This window comes from Streptomyces sp. SD15 (assembly GCF_054462255.1).
Map to the genome: position 1 here is coordinate 96,710 of NZ_JBTLMO010000008.1, position 26,202 is coordinate 122,911.

The 26,202-nt window shown below is 70.4% G+C and carries 24 protein-coding genes and 2 pseudogenes; 15 read left to right on the top strand and 11 right to left on the bottom strand.

Annotation, left to right across the window (positions count from 1 at the left end; translation table 11 throughout):
* The first annotated feature begins 8 nt into the window (after positions 1 to 8).
* Positions 9 to 2,237: a glycoside hydrolase family 6 protein gene (locus tag ACX28W_RS10640; RefSeq protein WP_458998634.1), complete on the top strand. Its 2,229-nt coding sequence runs from the start codon at positions 9 to 11 to the stop codon at positions 2,235 to 2,237.
* A 297-nt stretch (positions 2,238 to 2,534) separates the two neighbouring features.
* On the opposite strand, the gene ACX28W_RS10645 is transcribed toward ACX28W_RS10640, so the two are convergent.
* From ACX28W_RS10645 to ACX28W_RS10660, 4 genes are all read right to left on the bottom strand, one after another.
* A complete protein-coding gene (locus ACX28W_RS10645) occupies positions 2,535 to 2,987 on the bottom strand; it encodes a PIN domain-containing protein (RefSeq protein ID WP_458998635.1) in 453 nt (150 codons plus the stop codon).
* A complete protein-coding gene (locus ACX28W_RS10650) occupies positions 2,980 to 3,267 on the bottom strand; it encodes a type II toxin-antitoxin system Phd/YefM family antitoxin (RefSeq protein WP_458998636.1) in 288 nt (95 codons plus the stop codon). Before ACX28W_RS10650 ends, ACX28W_RS10645 begins: the two co-directional genes overlap by 8 nt.
* Before the next feature lie 63 nt (positions 3,268 to 3,330).
* Positions 3,331 to 4,620 carry a PIN-like domain-containing protein gene (locus ACX28W_RS10655; protein ID WP_458998637.1) on the bottom strand — a complete coding sequence of 430 codons (1,290 nt, stop codon included), beginning with the start codon at positions 4,618 to 4,620 and terminating at the stop codon, positions 3,331 to 3,333.
* A gap of 109 nt (positions 4,621 to 4,729) precedes the next feature.
* Complete coding sequence (locus ACX28W_RS10660; RefSeq protein ID WP_458998638.1) at positions 4,730 to 5,194, bottom strand: ATP-binding protein; 465 nt, start codon at positions 5,192 to 5,194, stop codon at positions 4,730 to 4,732.
* Positions 5,195 to 5,356: 162 nt separating this feature from the next.
* On the opposite strand from ACX28W_RS10660, the pseudogene ACX28W_RS10665 reads away from it, so the two are divergent.
* Positions 5,357 to 6,208: pseudogene (locus ACX28W_RS10665) on the top strand (helix-turn-helix domain-containing protein).
* Positions 6,205 to 6,390 carry a DUF397 domain-containing protein gene (locus ACX28W_RS10670; RefSeq protein ID WP_458998639.1) on the top strand — a complete coding sequence of 62 codons (186 nt, stop codon included), beginning with the start codon at positions 6,205 to 6,207 and terminating at the stop codon, positions 6,388 to 6,390. The pseudogene ACX28W_RS10665 and the gene ACX28W_RS10670 overlap by 4 nt, the downstream one beginning before the upstream one ends.
* A 132-nt stretch (positions 6,391 to 6,522) precedes the next feature.
* On the opposite strand, the gene ACX28W_RS10675 is transcribed toward ACX28W_RS10670, so the two are convergent.
* Positions 6,523 to 6,660: a hypothetical protein gene (locus ACX28W_RS10675; RefSeq protein WP_458998640.1), complete on the bottom strand. Its 138-nt coding sequence runs from the start codon at positions 6,658 to 6,660 to the stop codon at positions 6,523 to 6,525.
* A gap of 240 nt (positions 6,661 to 6,900) precedes the next feature.
* On the opposite strand from ACX28W_RS10675, the gene ACX28W_RS10680 reads away from it, so the two are divergent.
* Entirely contained in the window at positions 6,901 to 7,416 is a 516-nt protein-coding gene (locus ACX28W_RS10680; protein ID WP_458998641.1) for a putative immunity protein, read from the top strand.
* 148 nt (positions 7,417 to 7,564) lie between these two features.
* On the opposite strand, the pseudogene ACX28W_RS10685 reads toward ACX28W_RS10680, so the two are convergent.
* A pseudogene (locus ACX28W_RS10685) lies at positions 7,565 to 7,918 on the bottom strand (transposase); the annotation flags it as partial.
* 538 nt (positions 7,919 to 8,456) lie between these two features.
* Between ACX28W_RS10685 and panD the strand changes: the two are divergent.
* From panD to ACX28W_RS10700, 3 genes are read left to right on the top strand one after another with little or no spacing between them, the layout of a single operon-like run.
* The gene (gene panD, locus ACX28W_RS10690) at positions 8,457 to 8,876 is read left to right on the top strand and encodes an aspartate 1-decarboxylase (RefSeq protein WP_458998642.1); all 420 of its coding nucleotides are present in this window, start codon (positions 8,457 to 8,459) and stop codon (positions 8,874 to 8,876) included.
* A 54-nt stretch (positions 8,877 to 8,930) separates the two neighbouring features.
* Positions 8,931 to 9,275 carry a GNAT family N-acetyltransferase gene (locus tag ACX28W_RS10695; protein WP_458998643.1) on the top strand — a complete coding sequence of 115 codons (345 nt, stop codon included), beginning with the start codon at positions 8,931 to 8,933 and terminating at the stop codon, positions 9,273 to 9,275.
* Positions 9,275 to 9,949, top strand: a complete 675-nt coding sequence (locus ACX28W_RS10700; protein ID WP_458998644.1) for an aspartate/glutamate racemase family protein — start codon at positions 9,275 to 9,277, stop codon at positions 9,947 to 9,949. Before ACX28W_RS10695 ends, ACX28W_RS10700 begins: the two co-directional genes overlap by 1 nt.
* 480 nt (positions 9,950 to 10,429) lie before the next feature.
* On the opposite strand, the gene gndA is transcribed toward ACX28W_RS10700, so the two are convergent.
* Positions 10,430 to 11,869: an NADP-dependent phosphogluconate dehydrogenase gene (gndA, locus tag ACX28W_RS10705; protein ID WP_458998645.1), complete on the bottom strand. Its 1,440-nt coding sequence runs from the start codon at positions 11,867 to 11,869 to the stop codon at positions 10,430 to 10,432.
* A gap of 558 nt (positions 11,870 to 12,427) precedes the next feature.
* On the opposite strand from gndA, the gene ACX28W_RS10710 reads away from it, so the two are divergent.
* Positions 12,428 to 13,579, top strand: a complete 1,152-nt coding sequence (locus ACX28W_RS10710; RefSeq protein ID WP_458998646.1) for a transglycosylase family protein — start codon at positions 12,428 to 12,430, stop codon at positions 13,577 to 13,579.
* On the opposite strand, the gene ACX28W_RS10715 is transcribed toward ACX28W_RS10710, so the two are convergent.
* Positions 13,569 to 14,789, bottom strand: coding sequence for a DMT family transporter (locus ACX28W_RS10715; RefSeq protein WP_458998647.1), 1,221 nt, complete (start codon positions 14,787 to 14,789; stop codon positions 13,569 to 13,571). The two genes, ACX28W_RS10710 and ACX28W_RS10715, sit on opposite strands and share 11 nt — an antisense overlap.
* 210 nt (positions 14,790 to 14,999) lie before the next feature.
* Here ACX28W_RS10715 and ACX28W_RS10720 point away from each other — a divergent pair, with 210 nt between their 5' ends.
* The 5 genes from ACX28W_RS10720 (at position 15,000) to ACX28W_RS10740 (ending at position 21,449) form a co-directional block, all read left to right on the top strand.
* A complete protein-coding gene (locus ACX28W_RS10720) occupies positions 15,000 to 15,749 on the top strand; it encodes a (2Fe-2S)-binding protein (RefSeq protein WP_458998648.1) in 750 nt (249 codons plus the stop codon).
* 77 nt (positions 15,750 to 15,826) lie between these two features.
* On the top strand, positions 15,827 to 16,978 hold the full coding sequence (glgA, locus tag ACX28W_RS10725) for a glycogen synthase (RefSeq protein ID WP_458998739.1): 1,152 nt from the start codon (positions 15,827 to 15,829) through the stop codon (positions 16,976 to 16,978).
* 80 nt (positions 16,979 to 17,058) lie between these two features.
* Positions 17,059 to 18,276, top strand: coding sequence for a glucose-1-phosphate adenylyltransferase (glgC, locus tag ACX28W_RS10730; RefSeq protein ID WP_458998649.1), 1,218 nt, complete (start codon positions 17,059 to 17,061; stop codon positions 18,274 to 18,276).
* A 250-nt stretch (positions 18,277 to 18,526) separates the two neighbouring features.
* Positions 18,527 to 19,858 carry a wax ester/triacylglycerol synthase family O-acyltransferase gene (locus ACX28W_RS10735; protein WP_458998650.1) on the top strand — a complete coding sequence of 444 codons (1,332 nt, stop codon included), beginning with the start codon at positions 18,527 to 18,529 and terminating at the stop codon, positions 19,856 to 19,858.
* 115 nt (positions 19,859 to 19,973) lie between these two features.
* A complete protein-coding gene (locus ACX28W_RS10740) occupies positions 19,974 to 21,449 on the top strand; it encodes an SDR family NAD(P)-dependent oxidoreductase (RefSeq protein WP_458998651.1) in 1,476 nt (491 codons plus the stop codon).
* A 420-nt stretch (positions 21,450 to 21,869) separates the two neighbouring features.
* Here the strand turns inward: ACX28W_RS10740 and ACX28W_RS10745 are convergent, their stop codons facing one another.
* Positions 21,870 to 22,325: a hypothetical protein gene (locus tag ACX28W_RS10745; RefSeq protein ID WP_458998652.1), complete on the bottom strand. Its 456-nt coding sequence runs from the start codon at positions 22,323 to 22,325 to the stop codon at positions 21,870 to 21,872.
* Between the two features lie 551 nt (positions 22,326 to 22,876).
* Between ACX28W_RS10745 and ACX28W_RS10750 the strand changes: the two genes are divergently transcribed.
* Together ACX28W_RS10750 and ACX28W_RS10755 are read left to right on the top strand one after the other, a co-directional pair.
* Positions 22,877 to 23,050, top strand: a complete 174-nt coding sequence (locus ACX28W_RS10750) for a hypothetical protein (protein ID WP_458998653.1) — start codon at positions 22,877 to 22,879, stop codon at positions 23,048 to 23,050.
* A gap of 59 nt (positions 23,051 to 23,109) precedes the next feature.
* A complete protein-coding gene (locus ACX28W_RS10755) occupies positions 23,110 to 23,592 on the top strand; it encodes a GNAT family N-acetyltransferase (RefSeq protein ID WP_458998654.1) in 483 nt (160 codons plus the stop codon).
* Between the two features lies 1 nt (position 23,593).
* Here ACX28W_RS10755 and ACX28W_RS10760 read toward each other — a convergent pair whose 3' ends face one another.
* Positions 23,594 to 24,937, bottom strand: a complete 1,344-nt coding sequence (locus tag ACX28W_RS10760; RefSeq protein WP_458998655.1) for an amidase — start codon at positions 24,935 to 24,937, stop codon at positions 23,594 to 23,596.
* 113 nt (positions 24,938 to 25,050) lie between these two features.
* Complete coding sequence (locus tag ACX28W_RS10765) at positions 25,051 to 26,058, bottom strand: LacI family DNA-binding transcriptional regulator (RefSeq protein ID WP_458998740.1); 1,008 nt, start codon at positions 26,056 to 26,058, stop codon at positions 25,051 to 25,053.
* Positions 26,059 to 26,202: the final 144 nt, after the last annotated feature.

Consider the following 26,202-nt stretch of genomic DNA (forward strand, 5'->3'; position numbering starts at 1 on the left):
GAGGGCACATGACACACCGAAACGGCAGAGCACCGGAACACGGGCCGAAACCGGGCCGCCGACGGCGCCGGACGACCTCGGTCGCCGCGGCGCTTGTCACCCTGGCGCTGGGCCTGGCAGGGCAGCTCACCGGGTATCCGGCGGCCGCCGCCGAGGCCCACGTCGACAACCCGTTCTCCGGAGCGAGCTTCTACGTCAATCCCGACTACGCCGACCTCGTCGGCACCTCGGTGGCGCAGACCTCGGACGCCACGCTCAAGGCCAGGATGCAGAAGGTGGGGACCTATCCCACCGCGGTGTGGCTCGACCGCATCGCGGCCATCAAGGGCGGTGCCGCAAACGCCGGACGCAAGAGCCTGGCCGACCACCTCGATCTGGCCCTGGCTCAGAAGAAGCCCGGGCAGCCGATCACCGCGACGTTCGTGGTCTACGACCTGCCCGGCCGGGACTGCGCGGCGCTCGCCTCCAACGGCGAACTCCCGCTGACCCAAGCGGGGTTGGACCGCTACAAGACCGAGTACATCGACGCCATCGCGAACGTCTTCAAGAACCCGAAGTACCAGGACATCCGCATCACGACGGTCATCGAGCCGGACGGCCTGCCCAACCTCGTGACCAACAGCGCCGACCCGGAGTGCGCCCAGGCCAAGAGCACCGGCATCTACGTCAAGGGCGTCCAGTACGCCCTCGACAAGCTGCACGCCGTCCCCAACGTCTACACGTACCTGGACTTCGCGCACTCCGGCTGGCTCGGCTGGGACAACAACCTGTCCCAGACCGTGCAGCTCTACACCGATGTCGCCAAGGGCACCGCGGCCGGAGTCTCCAGCGTCGACGGGCTGATCACCAACGTCGCCAACTACACGCCGTCCAAAGAGCCGTTCCTGCCCGATCCCGACAAGACCGTCGGCGGGAACATGGTCAAGTCCAGCAAGTTCTACGAGTGGAACCCCAACTTCGACGAGTCGGACTTCACCATGAACGTCCACAAGGCGCTCGTGGCGGGCGGCTGGCCCGCGTCGACGGGCATGGTGATCGACACCTCCCGCAACGGGTGGGGCGGCACCGGACGCCCCACCGCGGAGAGCACCAGCACCGCCCTCGACACCTATGCCAACGAATCCCGCGTCGACCGACGGGCACACCGGGGCCTGTGGTGCAACGCCAACGGTGCCGGACTCGGGCAGCCCCCGCAGGCCGCGCCTTCCGACTACCCCGACTCCCACCTCGACGCTTACCTGTGGGTGAAGCCGCCGGGCGAGTCGGACGGCGCCAGCACCGAGATCCCCAACGACGAGGGCAAGCGCATGGACCCCATGTGCGACCCGACGTACACGGCGCCCAACGCGGGCGGCAACAAGACGGGTGCGCTGCCGAACGCCCCGCTGGCCGGGCACTGGTTCCCCGAGCAGTTCGCGATGCTGGTGAGGAACGCCTACCCGGCCGTGCCCACGGACGGTGGCGGCACCCCCCCGGGCGGTGACACCACCGCGCCGACCGCGCCGACCGGCCTGAAGGCCCCCCAGAAGACCGCGTCCAGCGTCTCCCTGTCCTGGACGGCGTCCACCGACGACACGGGCGTGAGCGGGTACGACGTCTACCGCGACGGCACGAAGGTCACGGCCGCGCCGGTGGCCGGCACCGCGTTCACGGACACCGGGCTCAGCGCGGCCACGGCGTACAGCTACACCGTCCGCGCCCGTGATGCCGCCGGGAACGTCTCGGCGCCTTCCGCCGCGCTGAGCGTCACCACCGACACGTCCGGCGGCACGCCGGACCCCTCGGGCGGCCTCAAGATCCGCTACAAGAACAACGACTCCTCAGCCACCGACAACGCCGTCCGGCCGGGCCTGCAGATCGTCAACACCGGCAGCTCCGCCCTCGATCTGACCAAGGTCACGGCCCGCTACTACTTCACCCGGGACGGCGGCTCGCCCACCGTCAGCGCCTGGTGCGACTACGCGGCCGTCGGCTGCTCCAACGTCAGTCTGAAGGTCGTACCCCTGACCACGCCCGTGCCGGGAGCCGACGCCTACCTCGAAGTCGGCTTCACGGGCGGCACCCTGGCCGCCGGCCAGAACACGGGCGACCTGCAACTGCGGATGAGCAAGTCCGACTGGTCGAACTTCGACGAGGCCGGCGACTACAGCCGCGGCACCTCCACCACGTACACCGATTCCCCAACGATCCCCGCATACCTCGCGACCACGCGGGCCTGGGGAGCGCCGCCCGCCTGACCTACCCGCGCCGGGCACCTGCCGGCGCGGCCCCGAACGTCCTCGCCCGCCCGGTCGGCACACGTCCCGGGCGGGCGAGGACCTCCAGGTTTTCCCCTAAGAAGTCGCGCCCGTGGTGTTTCACCGCGGTTCGCCCCGGCTACTGGCAAGGGGACGCCGACATCGGTGGGCCGGTTTTTGCCGAAGAGGGTCAAGCCGCACAACTCACCGACTGAAGCCACGTGTTGCGTGGTGACCACGAGGGTTGCGGGCCGGGGGGAGACGTCGGCCTGCACCGTCTCGCCGCTCAATCGGCTGTCACAGGTCGTCGGGGAGCAGCCGGAAGGAGGGCTGCCCGGTCAGTGGCCGCATCATGCGAAAGTGGCCGTCCGTCGTGAAGATATCGGCCGTCTGGAAGGCCGCCGCCAGGGCAACGTTCATCGCGTCCGCCAGACCCACTCCCGCACCGCCGTCCGCGTCGACGTACCCGCGCATCACCGCCATGGCACTTCTCAGGTGTGGTGCGGTGTCGGGGACCTCGAACCGGCGGGCCTCCGCCTGGCCGGTGATGAAGTCCAGCGCGTTCATGGCGGCCTTGGTGCCGACTCGTGAGGTCAGCAGGTAGTCCAGTTCGGTGAGCACCATGGATGAGACCACGAGGTGCCCCGTTCGTGCGAGAGCTTCCCGGTGAGCGGAGTGGCGGGGGTCCTTCGGTGTGAACAGTCGGTACAGGGCGTTCGTGTCGGCGATGGCGACCGGGATGTCAGGCATCGGTCCCCCCGGCCACGTCTTCGCCCATCCCCCGTAGCGTCGTCTCGATCTCCTCGTCGTCAAGCACGGGGCCGCCCAAGTCCGGGATGTCCAGGTCGCCCATGGGATCGGTGCGAAACGGGTACGCGGGTCGGCCCGTCAGCGCACCGCGGGGCACGATGTCTCCTATCGGGACGCCGTCCTTCGTGATGGTCACTGTCTCTCCAGCCGCCACTCGGGCCAGGACACGCGATGTCTGCTGGTTGAGCTCCCTCAGCGGGACCTCCGCGCTGTCACTCATTCGTCCACTGTACTACTCGTTCTACATGGCTGCGCGGCCACTGTTCGGCACCGGGGTGGGGGACTACGCGGGGTCCTCCTCCGTCAGGTCATTGACCAGCGGTACGAGGAGCGGGTGGACCGAGAAGCCGGAGGCGGGACCCGGCCCCGACGCGTATTCGGCCGTGAGGACCTGGACGGCCGAGTCCGGAATCTTCCCCAGGCTTCCCAGCAGGCGGGTGATGCGGGTGACCGGCTTGGTGAAGCCTCGGAGGGAGCGGTCTTCGGGGTACTGACAGATGTCGTAGACGCTCTTGGCGTCCGCGACGCCGTCCACCTCGGTGGCGTACTTGATCACGTCGACCCGGTCCGCGTAGCCCTCGTAGGTCAGCCGGTCGAAGAGTTCCTGGAGCGCGTCGGCCGTCCAGCCCCCGTACGTCTCCTCCGTTCCGATGCGCTCGACCCGTTCGATGTCCTCGACTGAGCCCTCCTGGAGACTGAAGTCCAGGATCGGGGCGGCGACTTCCAGGAATCGCTTGGGCGTGAGCATGAAGAGCCGGCCGCCGCCGCGGGCCCTGAGTTCCTCGGTCAGCTCCGGCCGGGGGCCGCGGTTGAAGCCCTGCTCCTTGCGCCACCAGTCCTCCTTGGCGTCCGCCGTCACGAACAGCACGTCGCATTGACGGCGGGCGGCCTCGCGGAGGATCTGCTCCCAGACGAGATAGTCGGCGGCGGCCCCCACGCCGTCCTTCGTCTTGTCCATGTAACCCGGCGGCAGCCGCTTCTCGACCCGACGCATGCCCTCCGTGATCGCCTTGTCGTGGTCCTCCCGGCTCAGTGGAGCACCGACTCGGCCGTCGAGGGCGGGCTCCAGTTTCGCGATGACCGGGTCGGCGCTCGTGTTCTGCGTGATGTTCTGCCACTCGCCCTCACCGACCTTGACGATCGTCTCCTGCACGTCGCCGAAAACCTCGTCGAGTTGACCGCGCAGGCGCTCGGTCTCGTCCTCGGACAGGGCGACGCGGTTGGCCCAGGCGCGCAGAGTCCGCTCCGCCTGCGCCGAGTGAGCGGCCATGTCCTCGGCGGCCTGCGCGCCGGATGACCGGGCGTCGCTGAGCGTGCTTTCGCGGTTCCGCCAGAACTCCACGAGCGCCTGGTGGGGCACCCACAGCCGGCTCTCCAGAGCACCGAGCGCGCGCAGCAGGTCGCCGCGCGCCTGCTCTGTGTACCGGTAGAGGTTCAGCAGGACGTTGGCGTCGGGTGCGACCAGACCGTTGGTCAGTACGGCCGTGAAGTCCTCGTTGGTCGGCGTCCGGAAGGCCCCGAAGTCGTCGAAGAGGCCTCGGCCGTCCGCATCGCCCGTCGTGTCCTGCGCCACCGGCAACCCCCGTCGTTCCATGGACGTCGGAGGGCCGTGCGCCCCCTCGCGTCCGCCTGTGGTGACCGTACCGCTTTGATCGTGCCGAGTGATGGGGAACGGGGAAGTCTCACGGCCGGCGGGTGGAGGACTGTTGCCGGCTTGGGTGGCAGAGTAGCTCCGCCCACACGGTCTTGCCGGAGGGCAGGCGGGGGTCCGTGCCCCAGCGGTCGGCCAGTGCGTCGACCAGGAGCAGGCCGCGGCCCGACTCGTCGTCCGGGCCCTGCTCCGGGGGGATCGCGGGGCAACACTCGCCCCGAGTGTCGCTTACCGCGATGCGCAGGGTGCCGGCCGCTTCGTCCAGCGTCAGTGCCAGCAGGAAGTCGCGGCCCTGGACGCGACCGTGCAGCGCCGCGTTGGCGGCCAGCTCCGCAACGACGTGTTCCGCTCGCTCGATGACTCGGGGTGACATCTCCCATGCTGACAGCCGTTCCACGGCCAGGAGCCGGGCGAGGCGGGCGCCGCGGCGGGTGGAGGAGAGTCGCTGCGCGAACGTGCGTACGGTAGCGCAGAGTTGGGGCGTGGAGACGTTCATGGGGAAACGGTGGCGGGCGTGCGGGGGTGTGTTCCAGTAGCGCGGCTCGTACGCTGCGTCAGCGTACGAGCACGTTTTGTGGACAGTACGGGGATCTTGCCGTCACTGTGAGTCGATCGCGGGGATGCCGCAGAGGACGTACGCACCTGGAGGTGGCCGCGTATGACGGACAGCAGTGACCTGACGGCTTGCGACTGGGAGCGCGAGCCCGATCCTTCCGACAGTCTGCGGACCTTCGGGGCCGTCGTCCAGGCCCTTCGCGAGCATGCCGGGCTGAGCCGGGTGGACTTCGGGGCGCGGGTCAGGTTCTCCAAACACACCGTGGAATCGGTGGAGTTGGGGCGGCGGATGCCCGACGAGTCGTTCGTGGAGCGGGCGGAGGAGGTGCTGGGGAACACGGGGGCGCTGCGGAAGGCGGCCGGGCATCTGACGCGGGGTGAGGCGGGGCTGGCGGCTTGGTTCCGGCGGTGGGCTCGGCTGGAGAAGGTTGCGGTGAGCCTGTGTACGTATGAGTGCAGGCTGGTGCCGGGGTTGTTGCAGTCGGAGGGGTATGCGCGGGCGGTGTTCGACAACAGCATTCCGCCGCTGTCGGATGAGCAGTTGGAGGCCCAGGTCGTTGCGCGGATGGAGCGGCAGAAGATGCTGTAAGAGCGGCCGAATGTGCCGTTCAGCTTCATCGTCGAGGAGCACCTGTTCCGGCGTCGGCTTGGTGGGCGTGAGGTGACGCGGGGGCTGCTCCACCACGTGCTGGAACTGACCGCACCGCGCAATGTGACGCTGCAAATCATGCCGCTGGATGCCGAATCCCATGCCTGCCTGGACGGTCCCGTGCAGTTGTTGGAGACCCCTGAGCGGCGGCGGCTCGCGTACTCCGAAGGGCAGCAGAACGGCCGCCTGATCAGCGACGCGAAAGAGGTGAGCCTCCTCTACCAGTGCTATGACACACTGCGCTCGCAGGCCTTGAACCCCAAAGAGTCGCGGGGCCTGCTGGAGCGACTGCGAGGAGAGCTATGAGTACGACCGAACTCGCCTGGTTCAAGTCAAGCTACAGCGGCACCCAGGGCGACAGCTGCGTAGAGGTCGCCGTCACCGAACAGGCCATCTGCGTACGGGACTCCAAGGACGTGACGGGCCCACACTTCTCAGTAAAGCTGGCAGGCTGGACGCGGTTCGTGCAGTACGTCGCACGAGGCTGAGGCGTAACTGCGTCAGTGCTCCGCACGGGCAGCTGGGAGCCGTGTCGCGCTTGCTTCGCTCCGTCTGGGCGGGTGGTGCCTCCCAGGCCAGTTGCCGGAAGACAGGGTCGGCGGCAGCACTGCCCCTGACTCTCACGTGTACTGCGTGGAGATCGACAGGACGACGATCAGCCACATCCAGATCACGTTGAGGGCGAACTTAGGCATGCGGGTGGCCGCTTCCTGGTTCTTCCACTGTCGGCGTCTTCGGATCCAGTGAGTAGTGTGCATCGTGAAGTTGCAGGTCATGGGTCTGGTGTGAGGGGCGGTAGGGGGACTCGTGCTGATCGGCGGCCGGTGTCCACGGCGAAGATCGTCCGACCGGTCAGCTGGAGTGGTTCTCGGGTTCTGCTGTGCTTGCCGTAGGGGTCTGGCGAGCACTCTGGATCATTCCCTGCGCCAGGCGGCTGACCGGCCGCCAGGGCACACCGCAGCGAGTGGCGCCGATGCGCGCAGGAGGGACTGCAAGTCATGATCCTCCCGAAGGTCCGGGACCCTCGCTTCGTGACGATCCGCCGTGGTGGGACTCTCACTGATGCGGATCACCGTCTCCTCGCTCTATGGGCTGCCTCGTGTGCAGAGCACGTCCTTGGCCTCTTCGAGTCGGCCCAGCCTGGGGACCCGCGGCCACGCCAGGCGATCGAGCATGCCCGGGCATGGGTGCGTGGCGAGGTCAAGATGATGCAGGCTCGCGCGGCGGGCGGCCATGCGATGGGGGCAGCCAGAGACCTGCGTGGGGCAGCACGACATGCCGCGTACGCCGCCGGCCAGGCCGGGGCCGTCGCCCACGTCGCCGCGCACGAGCTCGGCGCGGCCGCCTACGCGATCAAGGCCGCACGTGCAGCGGCACCGGAAGGCGAGAGCGAGACCGCGGGACGACTCGAGTGCCAGTGGCAGCGCAATCAGCTCCCGGAGGCGATCCGCGAGCTCGTACTTGATGACCAGCGGCTGCGCAACGAGATCTGCTGGTCGGTGTTCGACTGTTGAAGCCGAACCTTGCACGGCCCCTCATGGTTGGCCCAATGGGCGGTATGCATCGTGAAGTTGCTGGTCGCGGGTCTGGTGTGCGCGGGCTTCAGGGTGCTCGGGCTGGTTGCGGGCGGATGACTCCGGTCAAGATCGTCGGTCAGCGGGCGACTTCACGGTTCGTCAGGACTAGCAGAGCCCTCACCAGCGTGGTCGCGAACAGGGCCCGGTCGATGCGCCGGCGTCGCTCCAGCAGGGAGGGGAAGAACGACCCGGTCCGCACCTTCGGGATCTTCAAGTCGAGGTCGCCGGCCTGGGTGGTCAGCAGCCGGTCGCGGTGGCCGTTGCGCCAGGTCGTGCGCTCACTCGAGTGCTCGCCCGGGGCGGCACCGATGGCTTCGGTTGCCCCGGCCTCGATGAGTTCCTGCAGGATGCGCTCGCACAGCACCCTGATCGTCTCAACTCCGTCGGCCGTACGTAGTGACTCCAGCAGCCGCATCAGGTCAGACTGGGACAAGGCCATCGTGCGCTCCTCCGGTCGAACTGCCCGTTCGCTAGGGAGACTTGCGCGATGGCCTGCCCCTCGTCAGGGACCACTCACCGACAGCGGATGCACGCCCCGAGCAGAGACCGGCGCGTTCACGACCTCGACCGGCTACACCACTCGGCGGGACACCATCCTGGGCCGAACGAGCCGTGGCTGTACTCGACGGTCTGTACGGCCGCGTCCGCAACCCGCCGAACGCAGGGCAGACCGTCCGTGGGCGGGGCGGTCCCGCCGGCGCAGACATCTGGACCGTGCAGGCCGGCAGTGGCGAAGGTCACGGAGGCCAGTGAAGGCCGGTGCGTAGGCTGGTCGCCGTCGTTGTGGCAGCAGGTCTGGGGAGCTCGATGGACCCAGGACGCTGCCTGACGGTGCGTCAGAGAAGTCAGCAATTGGTCAGCATGAGTCCTCAAAAACCCTGCGAATGCTGCCCGAACATGCGACTCGTCGTAAGGTAAGGAAACAGCCCTTGACCTGCAAAAACGCAGGCAGGGAGCCTAGGTCCGGGAGTGCCTCAATGCTGCGTACCATGTTCAAGTCGAAGATCCACCGTGCCACGGTCACGCAGGCCGATCTGCACTACGTCGGATCCGTCACCATCGACGCCGACCTTCTCGACGCCGCCGATCTGCTGCCCGGCGAACTCGTCCACATCGTCGACATCACTAACGGCGCCCGCCTGGAGACGTACGTCATCGAGGGCGAGCGCGGCTCCGGAGTGGTCGGGATCAACGGGGCGGCGGCCCATCTCGTCCATCCCGGAGATCTGGTGATCATCATCAGTTACGCTCAGGTCTCCGACGCCGAGGCGCGGGCGCTGCGGCCGCGGGTCGTGCACGTGGACCGGGACAACCGGATGGTGGCCCTGGGGGCCGATCCGTCCGAGCCGGTGCCGGGCTCGGACCAGGAGCGCAGCCCACAGGCGGTCACCGGCTGAACCTCTGCCCAGGGAGTCGGACGACAGAGGACCCGAGGACGCGAAGGAGTACCCATGAGCGACATCAAGATCCGCGACGACCGGGCGGGCGGACGCCTGGAGGCACTGGCCGGGGAGGAAGTGGTCGGCCACATCGAGTACTTCGTCCTCGAAGCCCCCGCGCGCGCCCTCGTCCCCGTGCACACCATCGTGGAACCCGAGCACGAGGGGCAGGGCATCGCGGGCTCCCTCGCCCGCGAGTTGTACGCCATCGCCGCGCGCGAGGACATAGTGGTCGCGCCGCTGTGCCCGTACGTCGTGAAGTGGGCGGCACGCCACCCCGAGGAGGCTCCGGCGGCCGCCCCGGAGTTGCTGGAGGCGGCGGTGCAGTGGCTCAAGGCACATCCGGGCCGCTTCTGATGACCGGCACTTCTGACGACGGGGCGTCGGTGAAGTCCCGGCCCGGAACGCTCGCTCTGCTGCACACCTCGCCCGCGCACATCCCCGTCTTCGACGCGCTGCGTGACGAGGCGCACGAGGGTTTGCGGCTGCGGCACTTCGTGGACGAGGGACTGCTGGCCCGCGCCCGGATCGACGGTCCGGAAGCGGTGGCAGAGGAGGTGCGGGCGGTGCTCGACCGGGCCGCCGCGGAGGGCGTTCGGGCCGTGCTGTGCACCTGCTCGACCATCGGAGGCGTCGCGGAACGGGCGGGCGCAGCGGTGCCCGTGCTCCGCTCGGACCGGCCGATGGCCGCCGCCGCGGTGACCGCGGGCCCGCGCGTCGTCGTCCTCGCGACCGTGGAGAGCACGCTCGAGCCGACGGTCGCCCTCGTCGAGGAGGAGGCCCGTCGCGCCGGGCGTCGCGTCGAGGTCCGTACCGTGCTGGTCGAGGGCGCGTGGACGCTCTTCGAGGCAGGCGACACGGACGGCTGCGCCCGCGCCGTGGCGGCCGCCACCGACGCGGTCACCGACGCCGACGCGATCGTCCTCGCCCAGGGGTCCATGGCTCCGGCCCAGCATCTGACCACGACCTCGACCCCGGTTCTGTCGAGCCCTCGCCCGGGTCTCGCCGCCGGGGCGGCCGCGGTGCGGTAGGTGACGGTGGCGCACGTCGAGTAGACCCACCTGGTCCGCGTCCCTCGCGCGACGGGGTGAGTGGGTGCGCGGGGACCGGGTATGTGTGGGACAAGTCCCAGGGCCGATGTATTGACTGGCTGGAGGACACCATGACGCATCCGTTCCCCGATCCGGTGAGGCCGGGCCCGACACCCGGGCCGGGCCCGGACCGCCCGCAACCCTTCCCGGAACCGCAGCCTGTCCCGGACCCGCAGCCTGTCCCGGACCCGACTCCGGATCCGGGCCCCCACCCGGCACCGGAGCCTCCCCCGCCCCCGTCCCCGATCCCGAAGCCGCCGGGCCCCGAGCCGGTGCCGGAGCCCGAACCGCGACCGCTCTCCTGAAACGCGAGCGGGTCCATGGGATCCAAGGCCCCCATGGACCCTCTCGTACGCGGCGAGGCCGTCATGTCCCCGGAACCGGGGACATGGCGGCCTCAGTGGCGCGTGATGACCGCGCTCAGGCCTCGACCTCCGACCGGTCGTCGCCCCACAGCGTGTGGAACGAACCCTCCCGGTCCGTCCGCCGATACGTGTGCGCCCCGAAGAAGTCCCGCTGCCCCTGCGTCAGGGCGGCGGGCAGACGCTCGGCGCGCAGCGCGTCGTAGTAGGCGAGGGCCGCGGAGAAACCGGGCGCGGGCACGCCCTGCTGGGTGGCGGCCACGAGGACCTCCCGCCAGTCGTCCTGAGCCGCCGCGATCTCCTGCGCGAACGTGTCGTCGGACAGCAGGCTCGGCAGATCGGGCCGGGCGTCGTACGCGGCCCGGATACGGTCCAGGAAGGCCGCCCGGATGATGCAGCCGCCGCGCCAGATCGAGGAGACGGAGCCGAGGTCGATGTTCCAGTCGTACTCGTCGCTGCCCGCGCTGATCTCGTGGAAGCCCTGCGTGTACGACACGATCTTCGAGGCGTACAGCGCCTGCTCCACCCGGTCCGCGAAGGCCGCCGCCTCGGACTCCCCGAGCTGCGTCGCCTTCGGGCCCGCGAGTCCGCGCGAGGCGGCCCGCAGATCGGCGTGCCCCGACAGCGAGCGGGCGAAGACCGCCTCCGCGATACCGGAGACCGGCACGCCGAGGTCGAGGGCGATCTGCACGGTCCAGCGACCGGTGCCCTTCTGCTCCGCCCGGTCCTCCACCACGTCCACGAACGGCTTGCCCGTCGCCGCGTCCACGTGCGACAGGACCTCGGCCGTGATCTCGATCAGGTAGGAGTCGAGCCGACCGGTGTTCCAGGTGCGGAAGATGTCGGCGATCTGCGCGGGGGAGTACCCGGCGACATCGCGCAGCAACTGGTACGCCTCGCCGATCAGCTGCATGTCGGCGTACTCGATGCCGTTGTGCACCATCTTCACGAAGTGCCCGGCTCCGTCGGGACCGACGTGCGTCACGCAGGGAGCGCCGTCGGCCGCCTTCGCGGAGATCTTCTCCAGCATCGGGCCGAGCGACTCGTACGATTCGGGCGAGCCGCCCGGCATGATGCTCGGCCCGTTCAGCGCGCCCTCCTCGCCGCCGGAGACGCCCGTGCCGACGAAGTGGATGCCCTGGCCGCGCAGTTCGCGCTCCCGGCGCCGGGTGTCCGCGAAGTGCGCGTTGCCACCGTCGATGATCATGTCGCCGGGCTCCAGGAGCGGGGCGAACTCCTGGATCACCGCGTCGGTCGGCTCACCGGCCTTCACCATGATCACCAGGCGCCGCGGTCGCTCCAGCGCGGCCACGAACTCCTTCGCGGTCTCCGCCGCCACGAACTCGCCCTCATGGCCGAATTCCTCCACCAACGCGTTGGTCCGGGCCACGGTGCGGTTGTGCAGGGCGACCGTATAGCCGTTCCGTGCGAAGTTGCGGGCGAGGTTGCGCCCCATGACCGCGAGACCAGTGACGCCGATCTGGGCTGAAGTGCTCATACCGTTGGCTCCTAAGAGGTCCTGCAAGAGGTCCTGTAATCGGTGCTGCTGTTCGGTGCTGTCAGTCGTACTCGTCAGTGTTGCCTCTGGCCATCCTGACGCGTCGAGGATGTGTACGCAGAATTACCCCCTGGTGCCTCATCGCTGGGCGTGTCGGCACGGCGGCGACTTTCAGCCGGTCCGGTCGCCGGTACGCCCGGGTACCGGCGGTGATCGCCGCTGTGATCAGGCCCTGCGCGCAGACGACGATGGCCGGAGGAAGCCTGCGGACCTTGATCAGGCGACCCGGGAGACGTCCCGGGTTCCCATGCGGATCGGGCCGCCTGCGACGGCGTGGTCGATGTTCCCGGTGAAGGTCAGGCCGCGGAGGCGGCCGACAGACCGCCCGAACGACCCGGCATCACCTCACTCGCCGCCGCCTGCGGCGAAGTGACCCGACGTCAGCGGAGGTTGTCATCCAGGCCACCGGCGGCGCAGTACGACCGATTGCACCCTTGTCATGGCCTGTTCGCAGCGCTTACTTTTGCCGCTCCTGACGCATGTCTAGGGGGCTCCCACATGGCCGTACGCGGCCGGCACCGCCGGTATCAGCCGAACAGGATCAATCGCGCCTCACTCACCGTCACCGCGGGCGGCGCCGGAATGGCACTCCCGCTCATCGGCACCGGCGTCGCGCACGCGGCCGACGTGGACACCTGGAACAAGGTGGCCGCCTGCGAATCCACCAACAACTGGAGCATCAACACCGGCAACGGCTACTACGGCGGACTGCAGTTCACCCAGTCCACCTGGGAGGCCTACGGCGGCAAGGTCTACGCACAGCGCGCGGATCAGGCCACCAAGGACCAGCAGATCGCCATCGCCGAGAAGGTGTTGAAGGGCCAGGGCCCCGGTGCCTGGCCGGTCTGCTCGGTCCGCGCGGGCCTCACCCGGGGTGGCGACACCCCCGACATCAGCCCCACCGCCGACCCGTCCAGCACCGCACCCCAGACGGCCAAGCGCTCCGTCCGCGACGTACAACCGCAGACCACCCCCCAGTCACAGGCCGGCACCGCCGAGATGTACACCGTCATCCACGGCGACACACTCTCCGGCATCGCCGACTCCCGCAACGTCCAGGGCGGCTGGCAGCAGCTGTACGCCGCGAACCGCAAGGCCGTCGGCTCCGACCCGGACCTGATCCTGCCGGGCCAGCGGCTGAACCTGCGTGGCAAGGCCCAGGCGCCGGCGCAGACGGAGAGCGCGCCCGCGCCGACGGAGAAGTCCTCGGTCAAGAAGACCTCCTCGGACCCGGTCAAGAAGACCCACACTTTCGTCGCCCCGGTGAAGGCCGCGACCGGCACGCCCTACCGTGCCGCCGGTGCGTCCTGGTCGAAGGGCTACCACACGGGCGTCGACTTCCCCGTGCCGACCGGCACCTCGGTGGAGGCGGTCGCCGCGGGCCACGTGGTCACCGCGGGCTGGGGCGGCTCGTTCGGCTACCAGGTGGTGATCCGGCACGCCGACGGCCACTTCACGCAGTACGCCCATCTGTCGGCGATCTCCGTGAAGGACGGGCAGAGCGTGGTGGGCGGCCAGCGGATCGGCCGCTCCGGCTCCACGGGCAACAGCACGGGCCCGCATCTGCACTTCGAGGTGCGGACGGGGCCCGGCTTCGGCTCTGACATCGACCCGGCGGCCTACTTGAGGGCGGGCGGCGTCAGGATTTGACGCGCGTGCGGTGGTGGTCGAGGACGGGCGTCGGTATGTAGAGCCCGCACAAGGGGCCGACATACGCCGGCTCGCCGGGCGGCCCGTCCTTCTCGGACGAGCCCTCCGCGGCAGGCACCGCCGCCGGAGCCGGTATGAAGACGTCCTCGGTCAGCACGAAGACGTCCTCAGGCGGTACGAACCTGTCCTCGGCCGGTACGAACCTGTCCTCGCGGTCCGCGGCGAACCTGTCCTCGCGGGTCTGAGCGAGGTGGCGCTGCTGCTCGGGAAGCCCCGCGAGCAGCAGCTTCTCGACGGAGGCCGACACGGCAGGGTCCGATTCGGCATCGGCGTCACCGGCCGCCGGAGCAGCGGGTGCGGCGACATCGGCCGTGCGCCGGGTGCTGCCGATCTGCTCCGTCGTGAGGAGGATCAGACCGCCCGCGGCGACCACGCCGCAGCCCAGCGCGAGCAGGGTGCCCGTCTCGCCGTACCGGAACGTCTCGCCGAACATCGTGATGCCGACGGCGGCCGCCACGACCGGGTTCACGACCGTCAGCGTGGCCAGCGGCGCCGCGAGGCCGCCGCCCCGGTAGGCGGCCTGCGACAGCAGCATTCCGGCCGTCGCGAAGACACCTATGAGGGCGAGGCTGGGCAGGTCGGAGAGCGAGACCTGGTTCGACCAGTCCACCGCGACCGTCTTCGTGTACACGGAGGACATGCTGAAGGCGATGCCCGATCCGACCGCGAGCATCGCGCTGCGCGCGGCCGGGTGCCGGTGCGCGGCGCGGCCCGCCACCATGAACGCCGCCACCGAGCCGCCCGCCACCACGGCCAGCACCGTGATCTGTGCGTCGCTCAGGGATTGCGCATCGGCCGAGCCGACCAGGGACAGCAGCACCGCGAGGCCCACCGTGGCCATGATCGCGCCGCGCCAGGCGGTCGCCCCGGCCTTGCGGCCGACGAAGAGCGCCGCCATGGGGAGGGCGAACACGATGGTCAGCGCGCCCAACGGCTGCACCAGGCTCAGCGGGCCGTAGGCGAGCGCCGCCACATGCAGCACTCCGCCGAGGCCGCTCAGGGCGACGGCCGCCCACCAGCCCGGACGGCGCATCGGCGCGTACGTCTGGTCGGGAGAGGTCAGTGCGACCTGCTCCTGCACGATCGCGCCGCCCGCGTACGCTACGGCGGAGACGAACGAGAGCAGGACGGACAGCGCGAGTGCGCTCATGAGTCCCTCCTCTGCGTGCGGCGCGGGCGGTGTGCCCGTCGCGGCGAACGATCGGCCTTCATAGTCACTACGATGCCTCGCGTATGCCTTCACGTCGTCGTACCTGAGCAGGCATTGGGTCCTACTGCCGATGGAGTACGAAACGCACTTTGTCCTCCCCTGGGTGGGCGACACAGAGTGTGGTCCCCGTGGGGGCATCCCCTAGGGGGCTTGGTACTACTGCTCTTCGTGGACCTCGACCCCGAACTCACGGCGCTAGGCTCGCTCGGCGGCTTCTTCGTACTACGCACCGGCGTAGCGCCGCGCGGCCCGCTGCCGACGCTCGCCCAGGCCTATGCGGCACCGCGAATCGGCGCCCCCGAAGAGGTTTACGCGGATTCGCTAACTTTCCGCATTCGCAAGGTTGCGCAGAGTGTTCGTGCGCCTGAGTCGCGTATCGCGGTCTCGGTGGCGCAGCAGGCCCTCGCGGCCCGGCTGTGGTCGATCGCGCTCGGCGCCGCCGCGCTGTACGGGCGGCTGCCGGACCTCGATCCGGAGCTGCTGCACTGGGATCCGGACGGCAGCGCTCCGGACGATCTGTGGCTGTCCGAGGTGCGCGCCCTGCCGGCCACGGCGATCGGGGAGGTCGTACGAGACCGCCACCTCGCCCCACTGGCGGCGGCCCTGCGATCCCGGTACCGCATCTCGGAACGCCTGTTGTGGGGCAACGCGAGCTCGGCCCTGGCGGGCGCCTGGCGTCAGCTCGATCGCTGGGCCAAGGCCGACGGCCGTACGGACGTGGCCGAACGGGCCCGCGGGCTCGCCGCCGACCTCTTCGCGCATCCGGACCTCTCCGGCACCCTCGCCCCCGGCACGCTCCGCCGCCGCAGCTGCTGCCTCTACTACCGCCTCCCTGGCGGCGGACTCTGCGGCGACTGCTGCTTCGACCGCCCGCCGGACCGGGCGGCGGGCCCTCCCTGAAGTCCGTGGTCTTCCCCAACCGCCTCATCTGGGTGACCATGAAGGGCACCAGCACACGCTATTACGGGGGGTTCTGCGTGCGAGTGGGACTGCTGACCCGGGAGTATCCGCCGGACGTATACGGCGGTGCCGGGGTGCATGTCGAGTTCCTCGCCCGGGAGTTGAGGTCCCTCACGGAGTTGGACGTGCACTGCTGGGGCGAGGGCGCCGCGGGCGGCGTCGTGCGCCACCGGCCCTGGTCCTCGCTCGACGGCGCCAACGACGCGCTGCGCACCTTCTCGGTGGACCTCGCCATCGCCGCCGCCCTGGAAGGCCGCGACCTCGTCCACTCGCACACCTGGTACGCCAATCTCGCCGGCCACTTCGGGAAGCTGCTCCACGGCATCCCGCACGTCATGACCGCCCACTCCCTGGAGCCGCTGCGCCCCTGGAAGGCCGAGCAGCTCGGCGGTGGCTACGCCCTGTCCAGCTGGGCCGAGCACACCGCCATCGAGGCCGCCGACGCCGTGATCGCCGTCTCCGGCGCCATGCGCGAGGACATCCTGGCCTGCTACCCGGCCCTGGACCCGGCCAAGGTGCGCGTCGTCCACAACGGCATCGACACCTCCCTCTACAGCCCGGACCCCGGGACGGACGTCCTCGACCGCATCGGCATCGACAGCGGCCGTCCGTACGTCCTGTTCGTCGGCCGCATCACCCGCCAGAAAGGCGTGCCCCAACTCCTGCGTGCGGTACGGCACCTCGACCCGGTCGTGCAGGTGGTGCTGTGCGCGGGCGCCCCCGACACCCCGGAGATCGACCGGGAGTTCCGCGACCTCTTCCAGGAGCTGAGCGGCGTACGCGAGGGAGTGCGCTGGATCCCGCAGATGCTGCCGCGCCCCGATGTCATCCAACTCCTCACGCACGCCGCCGTGTTCGTCTGCCCCTCGGTGTACGAGCCGCTCGGCATCGTCAACCTGGAGGCGATGGCCTGCGGAACGGCCGTGGTGGCGTCCCGGGTCGGCGGGATTCCCGAGGTGGTCGACAACGGCGTGACGGGCGTCCTGGTGACGGTCGAGGGGAACTTCGAGGCCGATCTGGCGCTGGCCCTCGACTCCGTGCTCGCCGACCCCGAGAAGGCCCGGCGGATGGGCGAGGCCGGACGGGAGCGCGCGGTGCGGGAGTTCGGCTGGGACGCGGTGGCCCGCAAGACCGTGCAGCTGTACGAGGAAGTCCTCAAACCGGGGTAACCATCGGACAGGCGTAGTTCAGCGACAGGGCCGGCCCGGTGGACCGGGGGCGGCTCGACCGGGCGTAGAGGGGCGGCGGTATGCGCGGTGGACCTTCGGTGCTGGGAATCGTACTTGCGGGTGGAGAGGGCAAACGGCTCATGCCCCTCACCGCGGACCGCGCGAAACCCGCGGTCACCTTCGGCGGCACGTACCGCCTCGTCGACTTCGTGCTCTCCAACCTCGTCAATGCCGACATCCTGCGCATCTGCGTCCTGACGCAGTACAAGTCGCACTCCCTGGACCGGCATGTGACGACGACCTGGCGGATGTCGAGTCTGCTGGGCAACTACGTCACTCCGGTCCCGGCCCAGCAGCGGCTCGGACCGCGCTGGTACCTGGGTAGCGCGGACGCGATCCTGCAATCCCTCAACCTCGTGCACGACGAGCGGCCCGACTACATCGCGGTGTTCGGCGCCGACCACGTCTACCGCATGGACCCGCGGCAGATGCTGGCCCAGCACATCGAGGGCGGCGCGGGCGTGACGGTGGCCGGCATACGGGTGCCGCGCTCCGAGTCCTCGTCGTTCGGGGTCATCAGCCCCGGCACCGACGGTCAGAGCGTGCGGGGCTTCCTGGAGAAGCCCGCCGATCCGGCGGGCCTCCCGGACGACCCCGAGTGCGTCTTCGCCTCGATGGGTAACTACATCTTCACCACCAAGGCCCTGGTCGAGGCGCTCCAGCGGGACGCCGAGGACGAGGCGTCGGTGCACGACATGGGCGGTTCGATCCTGCCCATGCTGACCGACCGGGGCGAGGCGCAGCTGTACGACTTCAGCGACAACCACGTACCCGGCGAGACCACCCGCGACCAGGGGTACTGGCGCGACGTCGGAACCCTCGACGCGTACTACGACGCCCATATGGACCTCATCGCCGAGCGCCCCGCCTTCAACCTGTACAACCGCAGCTGGCCCATCTACACCCACTCCGGGCAGCTCTCGCCGGCGAGATTCAACGCCGGGGGCATCGCCGGTGAGTCGATCATCAGTGCGGGCTGCCTGATCCGGGGGCAGGTCACGAGGTCGGTGCTGTCGCCCGGCGTGGTGGTCGATCCGGGAGCCGTCGTGCAGGGCTCGGTGCTGCACGACAACGTCCACATAGGGCGGGGGGCTGTCGTGCGCGGCGCGGTCCTCGACAAGAACGTCGAGGTGCCGCCGGGCGCGACGATCGGCGTCAACCCCGGGCGCGACGCCGACCTCTACACGGTCTCGAAAGGGGGAGTGATCGCGCTGGGCAAGGGTCAACTCGTGTCGTGAACACGTACCCCGAATGCCCGCCCCCGCCCGCTCGCGTTCACTCTCGGCGCTGAGCCGTCCGGATGGGGCGCGACCGCCGCGGTCGCGCCCCCTGTCCTGAACAGGCCTCAGGTGCCCCTTGTGTCCCACCCCTTCCGGCGGGGTGTGACTTAATCTGCTGTTAACTGTGCGTAGCTTGATCGTACTTGACCGTAATCACCTCTCCGGGTTTGACTGCTTGCTCACCCGTCGTCGACGCGAGAGCAAGCCTTTGATTAACGACCTCCTCGCACCACTCGACCTGGCGTTCTGGAACATCGAGTCCGCTCAGCACCCGATGCACCTCGGCGCCATCGGTGTCTTCGAGGCGCACTCGCCCACCGCGGGCGCGCACGCCGCCGACCTGCTCGCGGCCCGCGCGGCCGGGGTGCCCGGACTGCGCATGCGGATCCGCGACGTCTGGCAGCCCCTCGCCTCCCCGCTGGCCTTCGGGAGCGCGACCCGGGAGCCCACGCCCGACTTCGAGCCGCTCGACCATGTCCGGCTGCACGCGCCGACCGCGGACTTCCACGGGGTCGCGGGACGCCTCATGGAACGCCGGCTGCAGCGCGGTCGGCCCCCGTGGGAGGCGCATGTGCTGCCCGGTGAGGACGGCACGTCGTTCGCCGTGCTCTTCAAGTTCCACCACGCGCTCGCCGACGGGCTGCGGGCGCTGATGCTCGCCGCCGCCATCATGGACCCGATGGACATGCCGGAGCCCCGCCCGCGCCCCGCGGAGCCGCCACGAGGGCTCTTCCCGGACGTCCGCAAGCTGCCGGACCTCGTCCGCGGCACCCTCTCCGATGTGGGCCGTGCCCTCGACATCGGCACCTCCGTCGCCCGTGCCACCCTGGGCGTCCGGTCCTCGCCCGCCCTGACCTCGCAGCCCACCGGCACCCGCCGTGTCGCGGGTGTGGCCCTCGACCTGGACGATGTGCACCGCGTCCGCAAGAGCGTCGGCGGCACCGTCAACGACGTCCTGATCGCCATCGTCGCGGGCGCCCTGCGCAGCTGGCTCGACGAGCGCGGCGACGGCAGCGAGGGAGTCGCGCCCCGCGCCCTGATCCCGGTCTCCAGGCGCCGCCCGCGCACCGCGCACCCCCAGGGCAACCGGCTCTCCGGCTACCTGATACTGCTCCCCGTCGACGACCCGGACCCGCTCGGCCGGCTGCGCGCCGTACGGACGGCGATGGACCGCAACAAGGACGCGGGGCCCAACCGGGGAGCGGGCGCCGTCGCTCTGCTCGCCGACCATGTGCCGCCGCTCGGCCATCGCCTCGGCGGGCCCGTCGTCGGCCAGGCGGCCCGGCTCCTCTTCGACATCCTGGTCACCAGTGTGCCGCTGCCCAGTCTGGGCCTGAAGCTCGGCGGCTGTCCGCTCACCGAGGTCTATCCGCTCGCCCCGCTGGCCCGCGGCCAGGCGCTGGCGGTCGCCGTGTCGACGTATCGCGGACGCGTCCACTACGGGCTCGTCGCCGACGCACAGGCCGTGCCCGATCTCGGCCGGCTGGCCCGCGCGGTGTCCGAGGAGGTGGAGACCCTGACCGCCGCCTGCGGCCCCTGAAAGCGCTGCTGATCATCGCGGGTTTGGCGCCTTGCCCACTTGCTCCGTAAAATTCCGCCTTCGAAAGCGAACGCGGTTCGAGCGCGGCGCGAAACCCCGAGGAACGGCAACGGCGATGACGGTGACAGACGACGGCCCGGCGGCCATGGACGAGGTGTCCTACGGGCCAGGCATCGACCCGGAGCGGCTGGCCGTCTGCCTCAGCGTGCTCGACGAACTCGAGAAGATCGACGTCGACCACCCCGACGCCATCGCCGTGCGCCGCGCCACCGCGGGCATCTATCGCACGGTCAAGCAGCGCCGCCGCCAGGAGCGCCGGGCCGCCAAGACCGCCCACGACAAGGCGGTCACCGAGGCCACCGCCACCGGCTCCGCCCAGCGCATCGACGACGAGACCGAGGGCATCCTGCCCTCGTCCGTGACCGACGCCGGCGAGATCGCCGGTATACTCCAGCGCCCGCGCTCCTGCTACACGTGCAAGACGCGGTACGTCGAGGTCGACTACTTCTACCACCAGCTCTGCCAGAACTGCGCCGCCGAGAACCGCGCCCGCCGCGACGCCCGCGCCGACCTCACCGGCAAGCGCGCGCTGCTCACCGGCGGCCGCGCCAAGATCGGCATGTACATCGCGCTCAGGCTGCTGCGCGACGGGGCCCACACCACGATCACCACGCGCTTCCCGAACGACGCGATCCGCCGTTTCAAGGCCATGCCCGACAGCGACGAGTGGATCGGCCGCCTGAAGATCGTCGGTATCGACCTGCGCGACCCCGCCCAGGTCGTCGCGCTCGCCGACTCGGTGGCCGCCGCGGGCCCGCTCGACATCCTGATCAACAACGCCGCGCAGACAGTACGACGCTCTCCCGAGGCGTACAGCGAGCTGCTCGGCGCCGAGTCCGGCCCGCTGCCCGCCGGGGAGCTGCCGCCCGCCGAGGTGATCGGCACCTTCGGCTCCGGCGCGGTGGCCGCACTCCCGGTCGCCGGGGGCGGCGCGCTGACCGCACAGGACGTCACGGACCTGGCCCTGGTGTCCGGATCGGCCTCCCTGGAGCGGATCGCGGCCGGTACGGCGATCGACGCGGGCGGTCTCGTCCCCGACCTGCACGACACCAACAGCTGGATCCAGTCCGTCGAGGAGGTCACGCCGGTCGAATTGCTCGAGGTGCAGCTCTGCAACTCGACGGCCCCCTTCATCCTGATCAGCCGCCTGCGCGCGGCGATGGCGGCGGCGCAGGCCAAGCGCACCTACATCGTGAACGTCTCCGCGATGGAGGGCGTCTTCAACCGCGGCTACAAGGGCGCCGGTCACCCGCACACCAACATGGCCAAGGCCGCCCTGAACATGCTCACGCGCACCAGCGCCCAGGAGATGTTCGAGAAGGACGGCATCCTGATGACCGCCGTCGACACCGGCTGGATCACCGACGAGCGCCCGCACCCCGACAAGATGCGGCTCGCCGACGCCGGCTTCCACGCCCCGCTCGACCTCATCGACGGCGCGGCCCGCGTGTACGACCCGATCGTGCGCGGTGAGCAGGGCGAGGACCTGTACGGCGTCTTCCTGAAGGACTACGCGTCCGGGAAGTGGTAGACGGTTCACTCAGAAGCGGGTGAACGTGCCCAGGCCGTCCTGATCCCAGGCCTGGGCGGTCACCCTCGACGCCTTCGAGCCGTCCGATCCGACCTTGAACGTCACGCCGGACGCGGGCGGCGGCCGCCTTCCGCGGTCGCTCGGTGCAGTCGGTGGGGGAGCGGCTCTGCCGTTCCTGCTGCCGGTGCACCTGGTCGACCAGTGCGAGCCAGTCGGTCGCGGGCTTGCCGGCGTCGTCCACTTTCGCCTGCGTGAGGTGCAGCGCCGCCGGAGGCGGGGTGCCCGCGGCGCGCAACAGGGAGGTCGCGGCGACTGCGATCGGCGCCGTCCTTCTGCGGTGTCCCGCCTGTCGCCGCACACCCATGCGCACCATTCAACGCGTGGCGGGGGCCTTTGTCCTCCGGAGCCGGACGACGGCCCTCAGTCGACAGCCCCCAGTCGTGAGTGCTGCGCCGCCACCAGTTCCAGTACCGTGCGCCAGTCCTCCATGACTCCGGCATCGAGGCCGACGACCTTGCCCGCGTCGCACGCCTGGCGCAGGCTGAGCACGTCGTCGGCGTAGGGAGCGTCCACCCGTCCGCCGGCGTGCAGGCGGACGAGATGGCAGACCCGCTCGCCGAGCAGCGGTCGCACCGTGTCCGCCGCCAGGTCGGCGTGCCCGGCGCGGTCTGCGGGCCGCAGTAGCTGCCCGATGCCGTGGACCAGGCCCGCCACCTGGAGTTCCTTGTCCGCGGGACGACTCCGGCGCAGTAGCGCGGCGGTCTGCAGGGCGTGGTCGTGCGGATCGACCGGGTCGCCACCGCGGCCGGGGGTGTCCCAGGCACCCCGGCAGGCGTGCAGCAGGTCCATCAGCTCCTCGACGCCGCACAGCTCCATGCGTCAGTCCTCCCGCGAGAAAAGCCGTTGCCGGGCGCCAGCAGACCATGGCCGGCTTGCGAACCGGCCAACGGGACTTGAACTGCGCATCGTGTTCAGCGGTGGTCGTGAGGGCCGGGTCCCCGCCCCTGCCCATCAACAGCGTCGGCATCACACCGAGTTCGACCAGGAGATCGGTCGAGGTGATCTCGGCGGTCGGATGCTACGCCGAACAGGTGGTATGAAGCTGGGTAAACATCAGTAAATAGGCGCAGATCAGGGCCTGATGGACGCTGATCGACTCGAGACGGTTACCTTATGTTTTCAGCCCCATCGAGCGGGTGACCGCTCATTTGGTTACTCTGTACCGGACGGGCAAGCCTGCAGGGGTTCCACCCACACCCACGGTCCGTCGAGGGACAAGCCGGTCACCACGGTCTGGTCTCACAAGAGTTACCGGCGCCACCGCGTCCCTAACTGCCCTTCGACTCAGCCCCGAGCGGATATCAGGCGACCGGCAACAGACTGGCCCTGCAAGTCCCGAGGGTGACCCGACACAAAAGGAGTGCGCGGTGACACCGGAGAAGACGAATCGCGAACAACGGTCCACGGAAGGTACGGAGCGCGCGGGCAGCCCCGAGAAGGAGCTCGGCAGCCTCGACGTGTGGGCCAGGTCCGCCCCGATCCGCCTCGCGGGCTACGAGGACGACCTCGCCGAGCCCCACATCCTGCCCAGCGTCGACTGACCGGCCGAGGCTGGACCCATCGCGAACGATGACAGCATGGGCGTGTCAGACTCACGCCCATGCTGATCAGAGAAGCCGCGGCCGACGACTGGCCGCGGATCTGGCCTTTCTGGCACCGAATCGTCGCCGCGGGCGAGACCTACACCTGGGACCCGGACACCTCCGAGGAAGCGGCCCGCGCCCTGTGGATGGCGCCGGGCAAGCGCGTGTACGTCGCCCAGGACGCCACCGGGGCGGTCGTCGGCTCCGCCTACGTCACCCCCAACTACGGCGGCCCCGCCGCCCGGATCGCCAACGCCGGATTCATGGTCGACCCGGACCACACCGGGCGCGGCGCGGGCCGCGCCCTCGCCGAGCACGTCCTCGCCGCGGCGAAGGCCGACGCCTACCGGGGCATGGTCTTCAACGCCGTCGTCGAGACCAACCCCGCCGTCACGCTGTGGACTTCGCTCGGCTTCACGATCCTGGGCACCGTGCCGGACGCGTACGAGCACGCCCGGCACGGGCGGGTGGGGCTGCACATCATGTATCGCGCCCTGTAGTTCAATCCAGCGGTGCCGTACGCCGCCACGGACGCGACTCCTCCAACTGTACCGCCAGTTCGAGAAGTTCGAGTTCGCAGCCGGGCCGTCCGACGAGCTGTACGGCGCAGGGGGCGCCGCTCGGCAGCGTTCCGAACGGCACCGACATCGCGGGCCACCCGGTGAGGTTCCAGGGCGGAGTCAGCGGCGAGTAGTTCGTGTTGGCCAGCACATTGCGCAGCCAGCCCCGCTCGTGCCAGGCCGCGGCGGCCGGACCACGCCGGGCGAGCGCCGGGGTCAGCAGCACGTCGTGCTCCGCGAAGAACGGCTCCAGACGCCTCCGCAACTGCTCGCGGCGATCCCCCTTGCGGACGCCGGCCACGAAGCGGCTGCCCACGGTGGCGTGCACGCGGGTACGCCGGGTGAGCCGGCGCAGGTCGAGGTCCTCGGCGTCCACCGCGGTGCCCGCCGTCCAGTGCGCGAGCGAGGTCGTGCCCAGCCACAGGGGGTACGGCGGGTCGGCGGGCCGCACCCGGTGGCCCGCCCCGGCCAGCAGCTCGGCCGCCTCCCGGGCCGCGGTCGCGTACGGGCGGCTCACCTTCACACCGACCAGCGGGCTGCGCACGGACACGGCCACCTTGCGGACAAGATTCCCCGACGGACGTATCGCCTCGGTGTCCGCCAGCACCGCGAACATCAGGCGCGCGTCCTCGACCGTGGTCGCCAGCGGCCCGTTCTCCGACATGCCGAACCAGTCGCCGTGACCGATCCCGGCCGGAATGGTGCCGGGGCCCGGCTTCAGGCCGATGAGGCCGCAGTTGGCGGCCGGGATGCGCAGTGAGCCCATCCCGTCGTTGCCGAGCGCGATGGGCACCATTCCGGCGGCGACCGCGGCCGCGCTGCCGCCCGAGGAGCCGCCCGCGGTGCGCAAGGTGTCCCAAGGGTTGCGGGCGATGCCGTGCACGCCGTCCGTGGTGCCGAAGACGCAGAGCTCGGGCACGTTCGTCAGGCCCACGACCACGGCACCCGCCGCGCGCAGCCGGGCCACGGTGACGTGGTCGTGGTCGGCGGGGGTGTCCGGCGTCGCGGAGGAGCCGTTGCGGTTCGACTCGCCACGCACCGAGAGGTTGTCCTTGACCGCCACGGGCACGCCCGCGAGGGGGAGTTCGGCCAGATCCGTGCGGTCGGCCAGCTGGTCGGCCTCCGCGAGGGCCGCCCCCGCCCGGAGGGTGCGGAAGGCGCCGACGCGGGCGTCGAGCAGTTCGATCCGCGCGAGGTGTTCGGCCACCACCTCGCGGGGTGTGGCCCGCTTCTCGCGTACGGCTGCGGCGATCTCGGCGGCGGTCCGGCCGGCCCAGCTGGTCACGTGTGCTCCTCGGGGGCAGGGGATTACTGGTGAGTACGAGGAGCAGCACTGTGCCCGGGTGCGGGGTGCCGCGTCGAGAGCTGCCGCCACAGCGATGAGCCTCACCCTCACCCTCAAGCCCCGCAGGGCCCCGTACTCTCCCGCTCGATCAGCCGCGGCACCGGCACCTGCACCGTCCGCGCCGGACCGCCGTCCAGCAGCGCGGTCAGTTCCTGTGCGGCCGTGCGCCCGAACTCCACGGTGTCGCGGGAGAGCGCGGACAGCCACGGCCTGACCATGCGGCACAGCGCGGAGTCCTCCCAGGCCACGACCGAGACGTCGCCCGGCACGGAGAAGCCCAGCTCCCTCGCCGCGGCGACCCCGGCGACGGCCATCACGTCGTTGTCGTAGACCAGCGCGGTCGGCGGGGTGCCGCTCTCCAGGACGCGGCGGGTGACGGCGGCGCCCGCCGCGTCCGAGTAGTCCGTCGGCACCGAACGCACCTCGGTCAGTCCCCGCCGCTCTGCCTCGGCACGCAGAGTGCGGATGCGGCGCTCGGTGTGCGCGAGCCCCGGCAGGCCGGCGATGTGCGCGATGCGGCGGTGGCCGAGCGCGTACAACTCGTCCACGACCGACGCCATCGCGCCCGCGTCGTCCGCCCAGACCGTGGACATCCCGGCGTGCCGTGCGTCCGGCACGCCGCCGATGACCACGGCGGGCAGGCCCAGCTCCTCGAGCAGGTCGGGACGCGGGTCGTCGGTCCGCGGGTCGACGACCAGGACGCCGTCCACGCGGTGCTCGGCCCACCAGCGCCGGTAGACCGCGCACTCGTCGGTCACGTCCTCCACCACCTGGAAGAGCAGACCGAGGTGACGCTCGGCCAGCACCTCCTGGACACCGGAGATCAGCTGCAGGAAGAACGAGTCCACGCCCAGCGTGTCGGCGGGGCGTGCCACGACGAGACCGACCGTGGCCGCGCCCTCGCCGGACAGGGCGCGGGCCGCCGTACTCGGCCGCCAGCCCAGCTGATCGGCGACGCGGCGCACCCGGTCGCGGGTGATCTCGGAGACCCCGGGCCGGTCGTTGAGCGCGAAGGAGACCGCGCTCTCGGAGACCCCGGCGCGCTGCGCGATGTCCTTCATCGTCGGCCGGCGCGCGGGTGACCGCTTGGCTGGCGGCACGTTGGCTCCCTAGTTTTTCGAGCTGTGCACTAAAGCGCTTGAGCAGAAGCACCCTAAAGCGCATTAGCGATGAGGTGCAAGTAGTCGCCAAGAACGCTCTGACCT